This window comes from Psychrobacter sp. NG25, from assembly GCF_015234355.1.
Taxonomy (GTDB): Bacteria; Pseudomonadota; Gammaproteobacteria; order Pseudomonadales; family Moraxellaceae; genus Psychrobacter.
Map to the genome: position 1 here is coordinate 241,740 of NZ_JADGMV010000005.1, position 15,806 is coordinate 257,545.

Genomic DNA, 15,806 nt, shown 5'->3' on the forward strand with positions numbered 1-15,806 from the left:
CTTTTATTGTTTTATACCAAGATTGGGCACTGATGGTAATAGTTCAAGCTTGGGCTAGATTAGTTTAGGTTTGCTCGCTGGTGCTTGTAGCCACAGAGGTGGGTAGATAAGCCCCGAGTTTATACTTCATGGCTTGGCTGACTCTTTTTTGTAAATCTGGTGCAAGAAGATCCAAACTTTGAATACAGCCATATTTAATAGTTTTGTCTTCTAAGTCAATGATAAAGTTCTCTACGCTACTGTCATTCTTCAGATAGTTGATAGAGGTGTTGGGTTTTAACTTCGCTTCATCTTTTTGAATTTTCAGATGATTCATCAAGGTTATAGGGTTCACTTGGGCAACATCTCTGAACTTGTATTTTATTTGTTCTGTCAACAACTGAGGATGACTTAACAAATGGGTCTTTAAAATATTTCTGTCGACAATATGAGGATAATGATGAATCTCAAAAAACTGATCCATACCAATTATTTTAGCACTCAACATTTGCGCTACAGTATGTCTTGGCTGTATCGGCGTTCCAAATAATTTAAAGCGAGATTTTCGAAAATTTAGCTTAGCATTTACAGCTGCACTTTTGCGCCATTGGCCATGAATGATAAGATTGTCACCATCCAAAAAGTCATCTATCGTCACTGGCTGATTAAAAAAGAAATCATCATTCATATAGATAAAATAATCAGACAGTTCTTTAATATTCCATATCATCGACTCAATCGATCGGGTATTAAATGTCGGTAAAAACTCCTCATAACCCGAGAATATCTCTTTATGATCGACAATACGTATTTTGTCCACAGAACATATATTTTGCTTAGCAAATTCATCGATGAATGCTGGTTGTTGTTGGTCCGTGACAATATATATGTGGCGACAAAAAGGCACATATTTGATGATAGAAGCGACATTATAGTATATCTCATCGTCACTAGCGAAACGAGTGGCCGTTATAGCATCTGAAGCCACTGTTTTCCCTGATTTATAACGTTCTCTTTTTTGTTTGAGAATGGGGTCTGCGCCATCTACCCAAGCAATGACAACGTCTAAAGTTTTCTCGTCAGGCTGCTTCATGACTGATCCTATTTTTTGTGAACACGTTTTTATACGCTAATATTGTTCATAGCCACATCAGTTTAGCTATAAGATTTACGGCCATTACTATTGGCAAGGTTTAACTGACTTATACAATAAAGATTGATCACGATTTTACTATGGGCGGATAACCAAATCACGCTTATACTTCAATAAGTCAAAACAGTGGCTTAAAGGTAGGTGAGACTAGCATATAAACTCAGAACGCTGCAATAATTATGACTACTGATACACTTATTTGACAGATCTGTTATATCTATATCTCTATGTAATTAAGCTGAGACATTAATGCCACCTATTATTCTATTTATTTTAAAGGCGCTTGAAGGTCGGGGTGCTGAGCGTATGGTTACCACATTGGCAAGCGCTTATGCAGTGATGGGCTATCGTGTTCATATACTATGCTTGGAAGAGACGCAGGACATGCTATTAGATTCTCGTGTTCACTATCATATAGTGCCATATGCTGAGGTATTCTCTGAGCAAAATATTGAGCCAACATCCACGCAATCCAAGGCTTATGAGACAGTCGCTAGGCGTATCGATCATTATGTGTTTAGCCGAATAGGGACGCCAGATTTAATACTCGCTAACATCTATAAAATAAACTGGATTATGGCATATAGCCAGTTACCAAATATTGTGAATGTAGTACATACGGCGCTATCTAAGCAGTTTCAGCATCAGTTATTAGAGGCTCCAGTACAGACTATTAATCATCTAAAAATGGTCTATGGCACGCATGCTTGTAGTTGTGTGAGTGAAGGGGCACGGCAAGATTTAATATCCCTGATTGGCCAGATTACCAAAACCACGACAATCTACAACCCCTGTGATGCTGCTAGCATCAGTAGCAACGCGGCACAGAGACCACGTATCGAACAGTTTGGCTTAATAGATAAAGGGTATATTATCCATGTAGCCTCATTTGACAGTATGAAAGGTCATCGAGACTTGCTACAGGCTTATGCCAAATCAAAGCGGAAGTTGCCATTGGTGCTGGTGGGTAAAGGTAGGCTTGAAGCAGAAATTAAACAGTTAGCTTTTCAACTTGATATTAGCGATTGCGTTAAATTTCTAGGTTTTCAGATCAACCCTTATCCGCTGATTGCCTCAGCAGCATTGATGGTACTAACCTCTAAGTTTGAGGGTTTTGGCTATGTCATCATAGAAGCGCAAGCTTTGGGAGTACCAGTAATTAGTACCGATTGTCCCTTTGGTCCAAGAGAGCTGTTACCTACCAAAAGCTTGATAGCTGTCGGTGATATTGATGGATTGGCCATGCTTATTGATTATGCAATAGACAATCTTACACGTTATATAGTACCGCTTAACCACCAACTCTTGCCTAAAAATATTGCATATCAGTACTTAGCATTTGGATCTGTGCTAAGTTTGGATAAAAATTAGAGTCAATGAGTATTAGGAGTCTTTGAGTAGAAGCGCTCAATTAAACGTCATTAATCAGAAAGTGTTAAATAATGATTTGGAGACAGGAGAATGATTAATGACAGGAACGCCATACGATTGATAAGTTCTGCCTAATAAGTTAAATGAAGGCACAATGCGCTCATTCATAACGTTACTAAGCATACTTGGCGCACTATTGTTTTTATGTTCATAAAACCGTGGTTGTTTGCTGTTGAGTAAGTCAATACCGTAGAGATGGATGCTAGTAACCTGACGTGAAAAAGCCAACTGGGCAGCTACATAAGCGACCGTACCTGCTTCTACAAATCCATGAGTAATATTAAGAGATACGCCAATATCAGCCGCTTTATAATTACCGTCAATAATAAAGTTTGGATTATTTATAAAGTATGATAAAGGCATTCTTTTATTTAGTCGTTTTTTCTTAAAAATAAGCTTACTAAAAGACAGCTTATTTGATTTTACGCCCCATGGTCTGTCTACTGGATACAGCACACGCATGGCATGATGGTAAGTTCGCATGATATCAGGATGTGCCGTTGCCATCGCTTCAAAGACGGCTAGCGTCGCATATAGAGGTTGGCCAGTATAGTACTGCCGTAAAATCTCAGGCTGATGATTGATAAAGCGTGCGTCACTAATGACATAACCAACGATATCGGAAAAGTGATGCTGCCCAGTAAGGCTGATGCTGCCGTTGACGAAAATAACAGGTGCATCTAATAGCTCAGATAACGGCATCTGCTGTATAGATGGACCTGAGGCAATAATGCTAACCTCTTTTCCATGCAGGCTTTGCTCTGGTTCATTGGCATTAAAGGCATTGATAACGATGAGCTCATTATCAATATTGAACCCAGCAGTAGCAGGTAATCTCAAATATAGCGCCATACTATTTTCCAGTAGTTGACTTCGCCTGTCTTATATCGTACCGCATCACCTTCAAATTATCTGTAAAGCATTTAAATATCGCTAAACGTTTATTTCCAATAATCTTTAAGCCAAGGGCTTGGCTTCACATGACGATACCATTTGCCGCCACTACCGTTGATGGCATCTGGCGGATTGATCTCCCCATGGAAGATAACAATTTTTGCGTTATCAGGCAGAGTAGGTGTACGCACGAAATTGAATGGAATAGGGGCAATGCATTGATATTTGAAGCTGACACACCAAGTTTTATCCCAATACTCTAAATGATGATGCTCACGCAAATAGTTGGATAGATAAGCTTGCTCGTGGCGTACTTGCTGACGAATGGTGTCGAAGTTACGTTCAAAATTTGCAAGCAAATCAGGATAAGTGCCCATACCAATGTTAAAGCGATACACGGAACTATTACCAATCATCCGCCATGGCTTTTTCCAATCACGAATAATCACTACACTGTCTCTATGCGCAGCTTCATAAGTGAAAAAAGCATCGATATTATCGACAATCACAATATCGATGTCTAAAAACAGCGCAACGCCTTTGAGTTTATACAGCTCTGGTTTAAACGTTGTGAGCTTTTTCCAACCACGCTCAGGACCCGCTGGTAGATCCATCTCTGGGATAGGGTGGCAAGTAATAGCAGGATCAATGCCCGTACTATCATCGGTGAGGCAGACCATTTGAAAGTCTAAGGTAAGGTGGCGGCTGACCATATTATAGAGGCGGTTGACATATTCAGGACCGTATTTATCACCCCATTTCATACAGATAACATAACGCTGATCAGCAATGTTGAGCTTTGCTTTCGTTTGGTCTGTCGATGAGGTATTCGTTACGTCAGTTGCCATAATGCACTCATATTGATGTCAATAAAAAAATAGTTAATAAAATAAAGGGTATAAAAATAAAAAATTTAGCCAATATTAGCACGACTACGATTCACAACCTCTCTAAACGCTTAACTGATTGTACGGTTATTACTCATGGCTATTGGATTTTACCGTATCACTAGCGTTACGATCGTGATGGATAGATTGCTTATTATGATGAATAAATTTTGCCAAGTTTTCTTCACTGGCATTATAAGGATTTCCCAATGTGGGAATACGTTTAAAGCGTCGATAGCCCCACATGTAATGACTACATTTGCTCTCAATCATCTGTTGCATGGCTTGATTCAGCGCATGAGCAGCAGTTTCGGCATTACGGTCATAAAGTGCTGGGTCATCGAGCTTATAACAATAGATATCAAACCCACGGCCGTCTTCACGGCGAATACACGATATACCGACTAGCGCACATTTGGTTTTGCTAGCGAGTTTTGAGGCCAGCGTACTGGTCAGTGTTTCTACCCCAAAAAAAGGTACAACCACACCGCCCGATGGGTCTGGTACATGATCAGGAAGCACAATACTAAAACCACCTTGCTTAAGGGTTTTAAAGACAGCTTTGACGCCGCTACCATCAGTAGGGACCAAAGTGGCATTGAGCCGTGAACGACCGTGCAAGACAAAGTCATTGGTAATATTACCTTTAACAGGCTTATACATGATGGTCGGCGAACCAAATTGGTTGAGCCAAGCATTCATCATCTCCCATGTACCGAGATGTGGGACGATTGCTAGCATGCCGTTAGGACTAGCCAGTCCTTCTAATAAGATGTCTTTATTGTGGACATCACAAATTTGAGCGATACTCCACTCAGGAGGCATCGCCCAACTCTTAATAGATTCAATGCTAGTTAAACACTGATGATAAATAATTTCTTTGGTTAAGGCTTGTTTTTGCGTAGTAGATAAATCAGGGGCAATCAGCGCCATATTGGTACTGACAGTACGCATAATACTTAAGCTGGGTATCTTTATAATAACCCACGCAACAAAACGTGCCAGCATCTGCAATACAGACAATGGCACGATTTTGAAAATATGATACGGATTCATGACCATTCACACGGTGATAAATCACGTAACCAGTTATATATCAAAGAACTAAACATTATCTTAACTATTTACTGTGCAGGTTGATTGGTGTCAGCCTGTGCTTTTTCACGCACACGGATACCAAGTTCACGCAGTTGTTTGCTATCAACGCCAGCAGGTGCTTGCGTTAATGGGCACTCAGCAGTTTTGGTTTTTGGGAAGGCAATCACGTCACGGATAGAGTCAGCACCTACCATGAGCATAATCAAACGATCCAAACCAAATGCTAAGCCACCATGGGGCGGTGCACCGAACTTCAATGCATCAAGTAAGAAGCCAAACTTGTCTTCAGCCTCTTGCTCGCCGATACCTAAAGCGTCAAGTACGGCTTGCTGCATATCGTAAGTATTGATACGTAAGCTACCACCGCCAACTTCTGTACCGTTCAATACCATGTCATAAGCGATAGATAGGGCAGCTTCTGGGTTGTTTTTCAGCTCATCGACCGAGCCTTTAGGCTTAGTAAATGGATGATGCATTGATGTCCAGCGGCCATCGTCAGTCTGTTCAAACATTGGAAAGTCAGTGACCCAAAGTGGCGCCCACTGGCAGGTAGTCATTTCAAGGTCTAGACCGATTTTTTGACGTAATGCACCGATTGCATCGTTCACAACACTGGCTTTGTCCGCACCAAAGAAGATGATATCGCCATCTTCTGCAGCAGTACGCTCGATCAGGCTGACAAGCACATCATCAGTCATGTTTTTGATGATTGGAGACTGTAGGCCAGACTCTTTGTCCACACCGTTGTTGATGCTGCTAGCGTCATTGACTTTGATGTAAGCCAAACCACGTGCACCATAAATACCAACGAACTTGGTGTAAGCGTCGATTTGCTTACGGCTTAATGAAGCGCCACCAGGGATACGTAGGGCAGCCACACGACCTTTAGGATCGTTAGCAGGACCTGCGAACACTTTGAAGTCGACATCTTTCATCAAATCTGCAACGTCGACCAGTTTTAGTGGAATACGTAAGTCAGGCTTGTCTGATGCATAATCACGCATAGCCTCTGCATAAGTCATACGAGGAAACTGCTCGAACTCAACGTCCATCATGGTCTTAAACAAATGCTTGATAAGGCCTTCGTTGATGTTCATGATTTCTTCTTCGTTTAAGAAAGAAGTTTCGATATCCACCTGAGTAAATTCAGGCTGACGATCAGCACGTAAATCTTCATCACGGAAGCATTTAGCGATTTGATAATAACGGTCAAAACCTGAGACCATCAATAGCTGTTTAAACAGCTGTGGTGACTGTGGCAATGCAAAGAAGTTACCTGGACGCGTACGTGATGGTACTAGATAATCACGCGCACCTTCTGGCGTCGCACGAGTCAGAATAGGCGTCTCAACATCTAAGAAACCATGATCATCTAAATAACGACGAATCGTTGACGTCGCTTTGGCACGAAATACCATGCGCTCTTGCATTTGTGGACGGCGCATATCAAGATAGCGATATTTAAGACGCAAGTCTTCTGATACGGTAGTCTTTTCATCATTCAATGGGAATGGTGGCGTTTCAGATTTGGCCAGTACTTCAATCTCTTTGCCTAGTAGCTCGATTTGACCACTGGTCATAGTAGCGTTTTCAGTGCCTTCATAACGGCGACGTACACGACCAGTGATTTTTAGCACATATTCAGGACGTACCGCATCAGCAGTAGCAAAAGCTTCTGGCGTATCAGGATCGACGACTACCTGCAAGATACCAGCGCGGTCACGCATATCTAAAAAAATCACGCCACCGTGATCGCGACGACGATGTACCCAGCCTACGACACTAATGGTTTGATCAATTAAGCTTTCAGTTACAGCTCCGCAATATTCGTCTCGGTATTCGCTATGCGTCATAATATAGTTATCCAGTTGTCAGCCCAATTCGAAATACAATAATGCAGCCATTACTGCGCGATTCAAGCTATTCGCTAAAAAAACGCACAAATAACGCGATTAAGACAAATGGTCATCACGTCGACTGCAGAAAATTTAATGTAAACGCGTATTATGCCTAATCTGCCCTTGTTATACAACCAGCTGAGTCCAATCGAAGTATAGGAATACCTCGGTATCGGATGTATTCGTGCCCAAACATTTGCATTGGGTTAAAAATTGTCATTTTGCTTGAAAACATGAGTGACTGTGCCTATATCAAGCTCACTTATAAAATTCTATTGATCCTATTGCTATTGATCTTATTAAAGTTATCTTAATCATGTAAGGAATACTGTTCATGCTTTTTCATCCTGCTAAAAACCCTGTTGAATTGCGCGTCATTCATCTAAACAAAAACCAAGAGCAACGCCGTGAAGACTTAATGGAAGCCACGCAAGGTAAAGCGGCGCTTAAGCAGTTCAAAAAAACGATGGCTAAGAAAGCCAAGCAGGCGCTAAAGGTAAAAACCAAAAATAAGAAAAAACATGCTGATGATAAAGCACAAGTTTTTGTCCTTGATTTTGATGGTGATATCAAAGCAACAGCGGTTAAGCATCTACGCGAAGAAATCAGCACGCTTATCAGCACGGCAAAAAAAGGCGATGAAGTCGTCGTGCGCCTTGAGTCGGGTGGTGGTGTGGTGCATGGTTATGGTTTGGCCGCAGCTCAATTGGTTCGCTTAAAAGATGCAGGTCTAAAGCTAACTGTCTGTGTTGATAAGGTCGCAGCGAGCGGCGGCTATATGATGGCTTGTGTCGCAGATAAGGTAGTGGCAGCACCATTTGCTATTATTGGCTCAATCGGTGTAGTCGCACAATTGCCAAACTTCCATAAGTGGCTAAAAAATCATGATGTAGATTATGAGATGTTTACTGCGGGTGATTACAAGCGCACAGTTACTGTGTTTGGTGAAAACGATGCTGAAGATCGTGCCAAATATCAAGAAGAATTAGAGCAGACGCATGAGCTATTCAAACACTTCGTCAATAACTACCGTCCAACACTCGATGTGGCAAAAGTGGCCACTGGAGAGCACTGGTATGGCGAAGATGCGCTAAAACTTAATTTGATTGATAGCTTGCAAACATCAGACAGCTATATTTTAGAGCGCATGGAAGACAATGAAGTGTACGCACTACATTCACGTCAAAAACCAACACTCGCTGAAAAGCTAGGATTGGCGCAAGCAGCTGAGGCAACGTTAAGTATAGCAGTCGATAAAATGCCTGATGTGCTCGCACGTTTCGATCTTAACAGCCGTTTGAATATCCTAAAATAGCTTTAAATATCATCATGATATTCGATAGATGATTTTTTTAGGATAAACAAATATTTGTACATTGTTTGTATTTTGTAAAAGGCGTGGCCTAGCTGGTCGCGCCTTTTTGCTGTTTATTGATAATTGCTGTGTTATAAATGTAGCATACAGAAAACAGTATACGTACGTGCACTATAGTCATTCCACTATAAAAGTATTACTGCATTAACCTCGCTTGAAGTATCACATATATATCTTCACTCGGTTGCCTTGTACTACTTTCAAATTGTATCGACTATAAGGTTCTCATGGAGCTTTTTATCAACACTTGATTTAGACAATCAATAAAGAAAAGGAAGTCATTTATGTCTAACGATAATTTAATGTTTACCGCAACAGAACATGGTCAAGGCATGCATGCCAAAGTCAAAGCGTTCATTGAAACGCACATTGAGCCAATCGAAGCGCAATTTTGGGAAGATTGTCATAAGAAAAACCCTGATGGTAATTGGGAAAACTGGGAGTGGCCTGAAGCCTATGAAAGTCTACGTAAACAGGCGCGTGAGGCTGGCTTGTGGAATTTATTCTTGCCTGATGAAACGTTAGGTGCAGGGCTTTCGGTAACTGATTACGCGCCTATCGCAGAGTTAACGGGTCGCAGTTTGCTTGCGCCCCATGTATTCAACTGTAATGCGCCTGACAGCGGTAATATGGAGCTATTGTGGCGCTACGGTACCCAAGAGCAGCAAGACAAGTGGCTGACACCAATCCTAGAAGGTAAGACGCGCTCTGTATTCTGCATGACTGAGCCTGATGTGGCATCAAGCGATGCAACCAATATGCAAGCAACCGCTGTAGTCGATGGCGATGAGATTGTCATAAACGGTAGCAAATGGTGGTCGTCTGGTCTTGGCGATCCTGCGGTTGATATTCTAATTGTCATGGCATATACCGCTGATGAGAGCGCAGACCGTCATCATCAACATTCGATGGTGCTTGTACCAGTCAAAACAGCGGGTGTGAACATCAAACGTATGCTTAAAGTGTTCGGCGATTATGATGCACCACATGGGCATGGCGAGATTAGCTTTGAAAATGTACGCGTGCCAGTCAGTCACTTTATTGGTGGACCAGGTAAGGGCTTTGAGATTGCACAAGGGCGTCTAGGGCCAGGTCGTATTCATCACTGCATGCGTTGTATTGGCGCTGCTGAAAAATCTCTAGAACTGGCTGTTAAGCGTGGCATGTCACGTACTGCTTTTGGTAAGCCATTACTAGAATTAGGCGGTAACTTTGAGCGTATCGCCGAAGCTCGTATTAAAATTGATCAAGCTCGTTTGATGACCTTATATGCTGCACAGAAGATGGATGCGCACGGCACCAAAGCAGCATTGACTGAAATCTCTGCTATCAAAGTCGTGGCGCCAACTGTATTACAAGAAGTCGTCGATATGGCGATTCAGATTCATGGTGGTATGGGCGTCTGTCAAGACACGTTGCTACCGAACTTCTACTCGCAAGCACGTGTGCTACGTTTAGCTGATGGTCCTGATGAAGTACATAAAACCATGATTGCCAAACTAGAACTAAAACGTCAGGGCTTTAGTCGTTCGACTAAAACTGACAAAGCTTAATGTTAATAAATAGTCGTGTGAGTTAATCATAATTTACTTACGCAACTTTTATTAAAAATAAGCCAATCTCAATGCTAATTGAAAATTCACTATTAACAACTTAGTAGTGAATTTTTCATCACTAGAGTGAGTCCTCGTTCTTAACCCAGTTAGATGATTATCAATTGATTTGAGGACTAGCTCGTATATTTGTTATAAAAATAAAAGACCACATGATAAGGAATGTCTCATGGCAACTGATAATAAAGTACTAGACCAAGGCGGTGCCGTACGCGAAGGTGAAGAGCTCGATGCCCAAGCAGTTAGTGAGTGGCTTCGAAGCCAAGGTGTCGATGTAGTAGGCGAGCCTACCGTCACTCAATTCTCAGGTGGCGCATCAAACTGGACCTATCGCTTACAGTATGAAGGTGAAGACAAAAACCAAGATCTAATCTTACGTCGTCCACCAAAAGGTACCAAAGCAAAATCTGCGCATGACATGGTGCGTGAATATACCGTTCAAAAGGCATTAAAAGATGCTTATCCCTACGTACCTGAGATGATCGCGCTATGTACAGATGAAGCTGTCATCGGCGCTGATTTCTATGTGATGGAGCGTATGGAGGGCATTATCCCTCGTGCAGAATTGCCAGAGGGTATCGACCTAGATCCGGAGCAGACTCGTCTACTTTGTACAAATGTCCTAGATGCCTTGGTTGAGCTACATCAAATAGATTATACCGAGCACCCTGATTTGGTGAATTTGGGTCGAGGCGATGGCTATTGTGCGCGTCAGGTGAGTGGTTGGGATAAGCGTTATGTCAAAGCGAAAACCCCCAATGTACCTAGCTTTGCGCTAGTCAGAGAATGGCTTGCCAAGCACACACCTGCTGATAGCAAAACCTGTATTATTCATAATGATTGGCGTTTCGACAATGTGATACTTGATGTGGCTGACCCCACCAAAGTCATCGGCGTTCTTGACTGGGAGATGGCAACGCTTGGTGATCCATTGATGGATTTGGGTAGTGCATTGGCTTATTGGATTGAAGAAGATGACAATGTCGTGATGCAGCAGTTCCGTCGTCAGCCCACCCATTTAGAAGGCATGATGACACGTGATGAAGTGGTTGCTTATTATCTAGAGAAATCTGGATTGGAAATAGACAACTGGACTTTCTATGAAGTATTCGGCTTGTTCCGCTTGTCAGGTATTATTCAGCAGATTTATTATCGTTATTACCACAAGCAAACGACCAATGCCGCCTTCAAAAATGCGTGGCTTGCCATACACGTGATGCATGCTAAATGTTTGAAACTAATTGCGCAATACGAAGGTGAAGCACTATTCAGTGCACACGTTCAGCCACATTTAGAAGACATAGGCGTAGATGCTGCTGCTATTGAGCAGTTACCAAGCACTGTTCAGCAAGTTGTCAAAAGTATTTTACCGAAAGGTTATTTTGCAAAAGCACCTCATTCTCCTGGAGCTTAAGCATTCAGAAAACCGTACTTTAGCAAATATGATAAAAGGTAATAATTTATGACAACCATACTTTTAGCACGTCATGGTCAAGCGTCTTTTGGGCAAGAGAACTATGATCAACTCTCAGAGCTAGGTGGTATTCAGGCGCAAATGTTAGGTCAGCATTATGCAGCCACACAGCGCCGTATCGATGCGATATTTACTGGCAGTTTGGTAAGGCAACAAGACTCTGCACGGCACTTTTTGGCACGCTATCAACTGTCTATTTCTTCTAATGAGAGCAATGGTATGCCTGTGTTGCCTATCATGAATATAAATGAGCCAGATAGTTATATTCTGCCGCAATTTGATGAGTTTAATCACAAAGACGTATTTATTAAATCTGATCCTGACTTTATCAATAAAGGTGCGATTACGGCTGAGGTGGCTAAATCAGAGGTACCAGCCACGCGTTTAGCTGAGCTATTTGATCAGGCAATGCAGCGCTGGCATGGTGGCGATAACGATCAGGACTATATTGAGAGTTGGCCACAGTTTAATAACCGTGCACAGCAAGCGCTTGAACAGGTGCGCGCACAAGTAGCAAACTTAGGATTAAGTCGTGACAGTACTGTGTTGGTATTCACTTCAGGCGGTGTCATTGCAGCTATCACTGCACAGCTGCTAAAGCAAGGCAGTCAGACTGCCTATCAACTGAATAAAAGCTTGGTCAATACTGGGGTAACCTCGGTCACATTCAAAGATCAAAGTACTCGCTTAATGTCACTCAATGAATATAGTCATTTATTTTCTGATGGCAATTCTTTTGTGACGTGGCGGTAGGTTAGCAACGAATAAATAGAGATAAAGGTGGAGTGAGGCGGTTGCTTAAAATAGGTAGCGGCTCTTTATAGAATTAGGACTAGGGCGTGTCCTCAATATGAACATTAAACTTTAAATGGGCTAAATCTTTGCCAAACTGCGTCAAGTAGCTTGCAAATATTTCGATATTATCTGTACTACTTGTTTGGCTGCAATTTATTTCATTTTCAGCACCATTTTCAAAATAAGGACAGGCAGCCATCATAATTATTGAATACTATGAATTTATTTTGATCACTGACAAAATCAACCTATAAATTTGCGATATGATAGATTATTGTTTTGATCTCATGTCGATATGAAAAGGACTGTCCATGCAAAATAGATTGATAAATTTAGTCACTAAAAGCGCTAAACAACGTAAAGATGAGATAATCGGTGCCGTTCAGCCATCACGTTATTTACGAAAATTAAATAAGCAGCAGGTTGGACATGATAAAACCGTGCTTATCACGGGTGCGAGTTCAGGTTTGGGTGAAGGGATGGCCAAACTGTTTGCTAAGCTTGGTTACAACCTTGCGATATGTGCTCGTCGTATCGATCGCTTAGAGAGTTTACAGTCAGAACTAGTAGCGGAGTATCCGAATATCCGTGTTGAATACCGAGCTTTAGATGTCAGTGACTACGATGCGATCTTTGAGGTGTTTGATGCATTCGCGACTGATTTTGGTCATATCGATAAAGTGGTTGTGAATGCAGGTATTGGCGAAAGCCGCCGGATTGGTAAAGGTCGTTTTGAGACGAACCGCCGCACGGTTGAGATTAACTTTATCTCAGCATTGGCGCAATGTGAAGCTGCCATGAATATTTTTCGGGCGCAGAGTAGTGGCCATCTAGTGGTTATATCAAGCATGTCAGCCATTCGTGGAATGCCCAAGCATTTGACAGCCTATGGTGCTAGTAAAGCTGGCTTGGCGCACTTAGCAGAAGGCATTCGTGCTGATATGCTATTAACTAAATTACCTATCAAGGTTTCTACTATTTACCCAGGTTATATTCGCACTGAAATCAATGAAAATGCGAAGCCATTGCCATTCGAAGTAGACTCCGATACAGGTACCAAGGCAATCGTTGCGGCGATTGAAGCTGGTGTTGACGAAGCTTGTGTACCAAGTCTGCCATGGTCGATCGTGGGACAGGCAATGAAGCATATGCCACTACAGGTAATTAATAAGGTAAACAAATAGCTAGGGCATGTCATCAATTAGCACATTAATACATTTAGTGGCCTTAAAATGGCTAAATTTTGCTAAACATCGTCAGTAATTTTGCCAATATGTTCATATTAACGGCAATTTATTCCTTGTTTATCTGTAATCTTTCTCATTTTAAGCCTCACAATCTAATTGATGACACGCCCTAAAGTAAACGTATTACACAGAATAAAAAAAGCCCTTTACCTAATACGTAAAGGGCTTTTTTTATTCTTTCTATTTTTAAGTGTACAGCGCTTAAAAATTAAAGGGTTTGAGGGTTGTCTGATATATGTTTTTCACGTAGTTTTTGACGCAGGACTTTACCAACAGCACTCTTTGGCAGTTCACTTACAAATTCAATATGACGTGGGCACTTATAACCAGTTAAGTTTTCCAATGCAAATTCTTTAATATCACTTTTGGTGACATTGTTGTCTGCAGGCACGACATAAATTTTAACCGCTTCGCCTTGATGTGCATCAGGAATACCAATGACTGCGCAATCAACAATAGCCTTACAATCTAGCATGACAGATTCAATTTCGTTCGGGAAGACGTTGAAACCTGAGACTAGCACCATGTCTTTCTTACGATCGAGTAGGGTGATATAGCCTTTTTCATCCATGCTAATAATATCGCCAGTGCGGAAATAACCATCACTGGTAAAGTCATTGCTACTGTCTTTGTTAAAATAGCCTGAAGTGACGTTAGGGCCTTTGATGCACATTTCACCTGCTTCATTTAGACCCATACGTTTGCCGTTCTCATCGACCACGATGACATCAACACTAGGAACTGGTATGCCAATAGTACCGTTGAATTTACGGTCAGTGATGACGTTGGCAGTACCTGCAGCTACTCCTTCAGTCATACCCCAGCCTTCAACCATAGGGCAGCCAGTCACTTCAAGCCAGCGTGCTGCTGTCTGCTCGGTTGCTGCCATACCACCTGCTTGAGTGATACGTAATGAGCTAAAATTCAAATCCTTAAAGTTTGGCTGATCGAGCAAACCCTTAAACAAAGTATTAACCGCTGGGAAAATATGGAACGGTTGTTTTGATAATGTTTTGATAAACCCTGGCATATCACGCGGATTGGGTATCAATATAAAGGTATAGCCCGAGCGCATACCGAGAAGACTCAGCATAAATGCAAAAATATGATATAGCGGTAGGGCCATAACCATATTGATATAAACCTCATTAATATCTGAGGTAACAGGACGGTACCATGCTTCTGACTGCATGGCAGCAGCAACGATGTTACGCTGAGTTAAGACAGCACCTTTGGATAGCCCTGTTGTTCCACCCGTATACTGCAGAATGGCTTTTTGCTGCATGGTGGCTTTTGGTGATTGAACAGGTAGATGCTTACCCTTTTTGAGCACTTCAGGAAACTTAGTAACATGATACTTAGGATCATTAAGATTGTATTTAGGAACGAGGCGTTTGACCTGACGGATAACCGTATTGACCAGAATACCTTTTAACCCCATCATATCGCCCATTTTTGAGAGGACAATGCGCTTGATGTTGGTCTCTTCGATGACTTGCTCAAGTGCTTGGGCAAAGTTATCAACCACAAAAATAACCTGCGCACCTGAATCATTCAATTGATGGCGCAACTCTCGACCGGTATAGAGTGGGTTAATAGGCGTACATACATATCCTGCGCGTAAAATACCAATCATCGTAGGCAAGTACTGTGGAACGTTTGGCATCATTAATGCCACAACGCTACCTTTAGGAATGCCTTGTGCTTGTAACCATGCCGCAACCGCCATTGAAGCTTTATCAACATCGCCATAAGTATGAGTCACGCCCATACAAATAGTCATAGGATGCATACGAAAACGCTCAAAACATTCCTCATATAGTTCTATGAGACTTGCATATTGATCGGGATTAATAGTTTTTGGTACGTTTTTTGGATATTGAGCAAGCCAAGGTTTATCTACTGTCATACTTAACGTCCTTAAGTGCTGAGATAAGTTAAGGTTCTATAAAAAAGTAGTCA

At 41.9% G+C, this 15,806-nt stretch carries 12 protein-coding genes; 6 read left to right on the top strand and 6 right to left on the bottom strand.

The genetic code is table 11. The features are described 5' to 3' along the window. Positions 1-64: 64 nt before the first annotated feature. Positions 65-1,072, bottom strand: a complete 1,008-nt coding sequence (locus tag IPZ60_RS09485) for a Stealth CR1 domain-containing protein (RefSeq protein WP_194197545.1) — start codon at positions 1,070-1,072, stop codon at positions 65-67. Positions 1,073-1,381: 309 nt separating this feature from the next. On the opposite strand from IPZ60_RS09485, the gene IPZ60_RS09490 reads away from it, so the two are divergent. Then, positions 1,382-2,503, top strand: a complete 1,122-nt coding sequence (locus IPZ60_RS09490; protein ID WP_194197546.1) for a glycosyltransferase — start codon at positions 1,382-1,384, stop codon at positions 2,501-2,503. A gap of 54 nt (positions 2,504-2,557) precedes the next feature. Here IPZ60_RS09490 and IPZ60_RS09495 read toward each other — a convergent pair whose 3' ends face one another. From IPZ60_RS09495 to aspS, 4 genes are all read right to left on the bottom strand, one after another. After that, positions 2,558-3,415, bottom strand: a complete 858-nt coding sequence (locus tag IPZ60_RS09495; RefSeq protein ID WP_194197547.1) for a hypothetical protein — start codon at positions 3,413-3,415, stop codon at positions 2,558-2,560. An 89-nt stretch (positions 3,416-3,504) separates the two neighbouring features. Then, the gene (locus IPZ60_RS09500) at positions 3,505-4,221 is read right to left on the bottom strand and encodes a glycosyltransferase (RefSeq protein WP_370463029.1); all 717 of its coding nucleotides are present in this window, start codon (positions 4,219-4,221) and stop codon (positions 3,505-3,507) included. A gap of 213 nt (positions 4,222-4,434) precedes the next feature. Further along, on the bottom strand, positions 4,435-5,400 hold the full coding sequence (locus IPZ60_RS09505) for a lysophospholipid acyltransferase family protein (RefSeq protein ID WP_194197548.1): 966 nt from the start codon (positions 5,398-5,400) through the stop codon (positions 4,435-4,437). A gap of 68 nt (positions 5,401-5,468) precedes the next feature. Further along, positions 5,469-7,295 carry an aspartate--tRNA ligase gene (gene aspS, locus IPZ60_RS09510; protein ID WP_194197549.1) on the bottom strand — a complete coding sequence of 609 codons (1,827 nt, stop codon included), beginning with the start codon at positions 7,293-7,295 and terminating at the stop codon, positions 5,469-5,471. A gap of 379 nt (positions 7,296-7,674) precedes the next feature. Here aspS and sohB point away from each other — a divergent pair, with 379 nt between their 5' ends. The 5 genes from sohB (at position 7,675) to IPZ60_RS09535 (ending at position 13,781) form a co-directional block, all read left to right on the top strand. Further along, a complete protein-coding gene (gene sohB, locus IPZ60_RS09515) occupies positions 7,675-8,655 on the top strand; it encodes a protease SohB (RefSeq protein ID WP_194197550.1) in 981 nt (326 codons plus the stop codon). A 362-nt stretch (positions 8,656-9,017) separates the two neighbouring features. Beyond that, positions 9,018-10,268 (top strand): acyl-CoA dehydrogenase family protein, encoded by a 1,251-nt coding sequence (locus IPZ60_RS09520; RefSeq protein WP_227669324.1) that lies wholly within the window; start codon positions 9,018-9,020, stop codon positions 10,266-10,268. A gap of 229 nt (positions 10,269-10,497) precedes the next feature. Beyond that, positions 10,498-11,742 (top strand): phosphotransferase family protein, encoded by a 1,245-nt coding sequence (locus tag IPZ60_RS09525; RefSeq protein ID WP_194197552.1) that lies wholly within the window; start codon positions 10,498-10,500, stop codon positions 11,740-11,742. A 48-nt stretch (positions 11,743-11,790) separates the two neighbouring features. Continuing rightward, on the top strand, positions 11,791-12,555 hold the full coding sequence (locus IPZ60_RS09530) for a histidine phosphatase family protein (protein WP_194197553.1): 765 nt from the start codon (positions 11,791-11,793) through the stop codon (positions 12,553-12,555). A 353-nt stretch (positions 12,556-12,908) separates the two neighbouring features. Next, a complete protein-coding gene (locus IPZ60_RS09535) occupies positions 12,909-13,781 on the top strand; it encodes an SDR family oxidoreductase (protein ID WP_194197554.1) in 873 nt (290 codons plus the stop codon). 271 nt (positions 13,782-14,052) lie between these two features. On the opposite strand, the gene IPZ60_RS09540 is transcribed toward IPZ60_RS09535, so the two are convergent. Further along, positions 14,053-15,753: an AMP-binding protein gene (locus IPZ60_RS09540; RefSeq protein WP_194197555.1), complete on the bottom strand. Its 1,701-nt coding sequence runs from the start codon at positions 15,751-15,753 to the stop codon at positions 14,053-14,055. Positions 15,754-15,806: the final 53 nt, after the last annotated feature.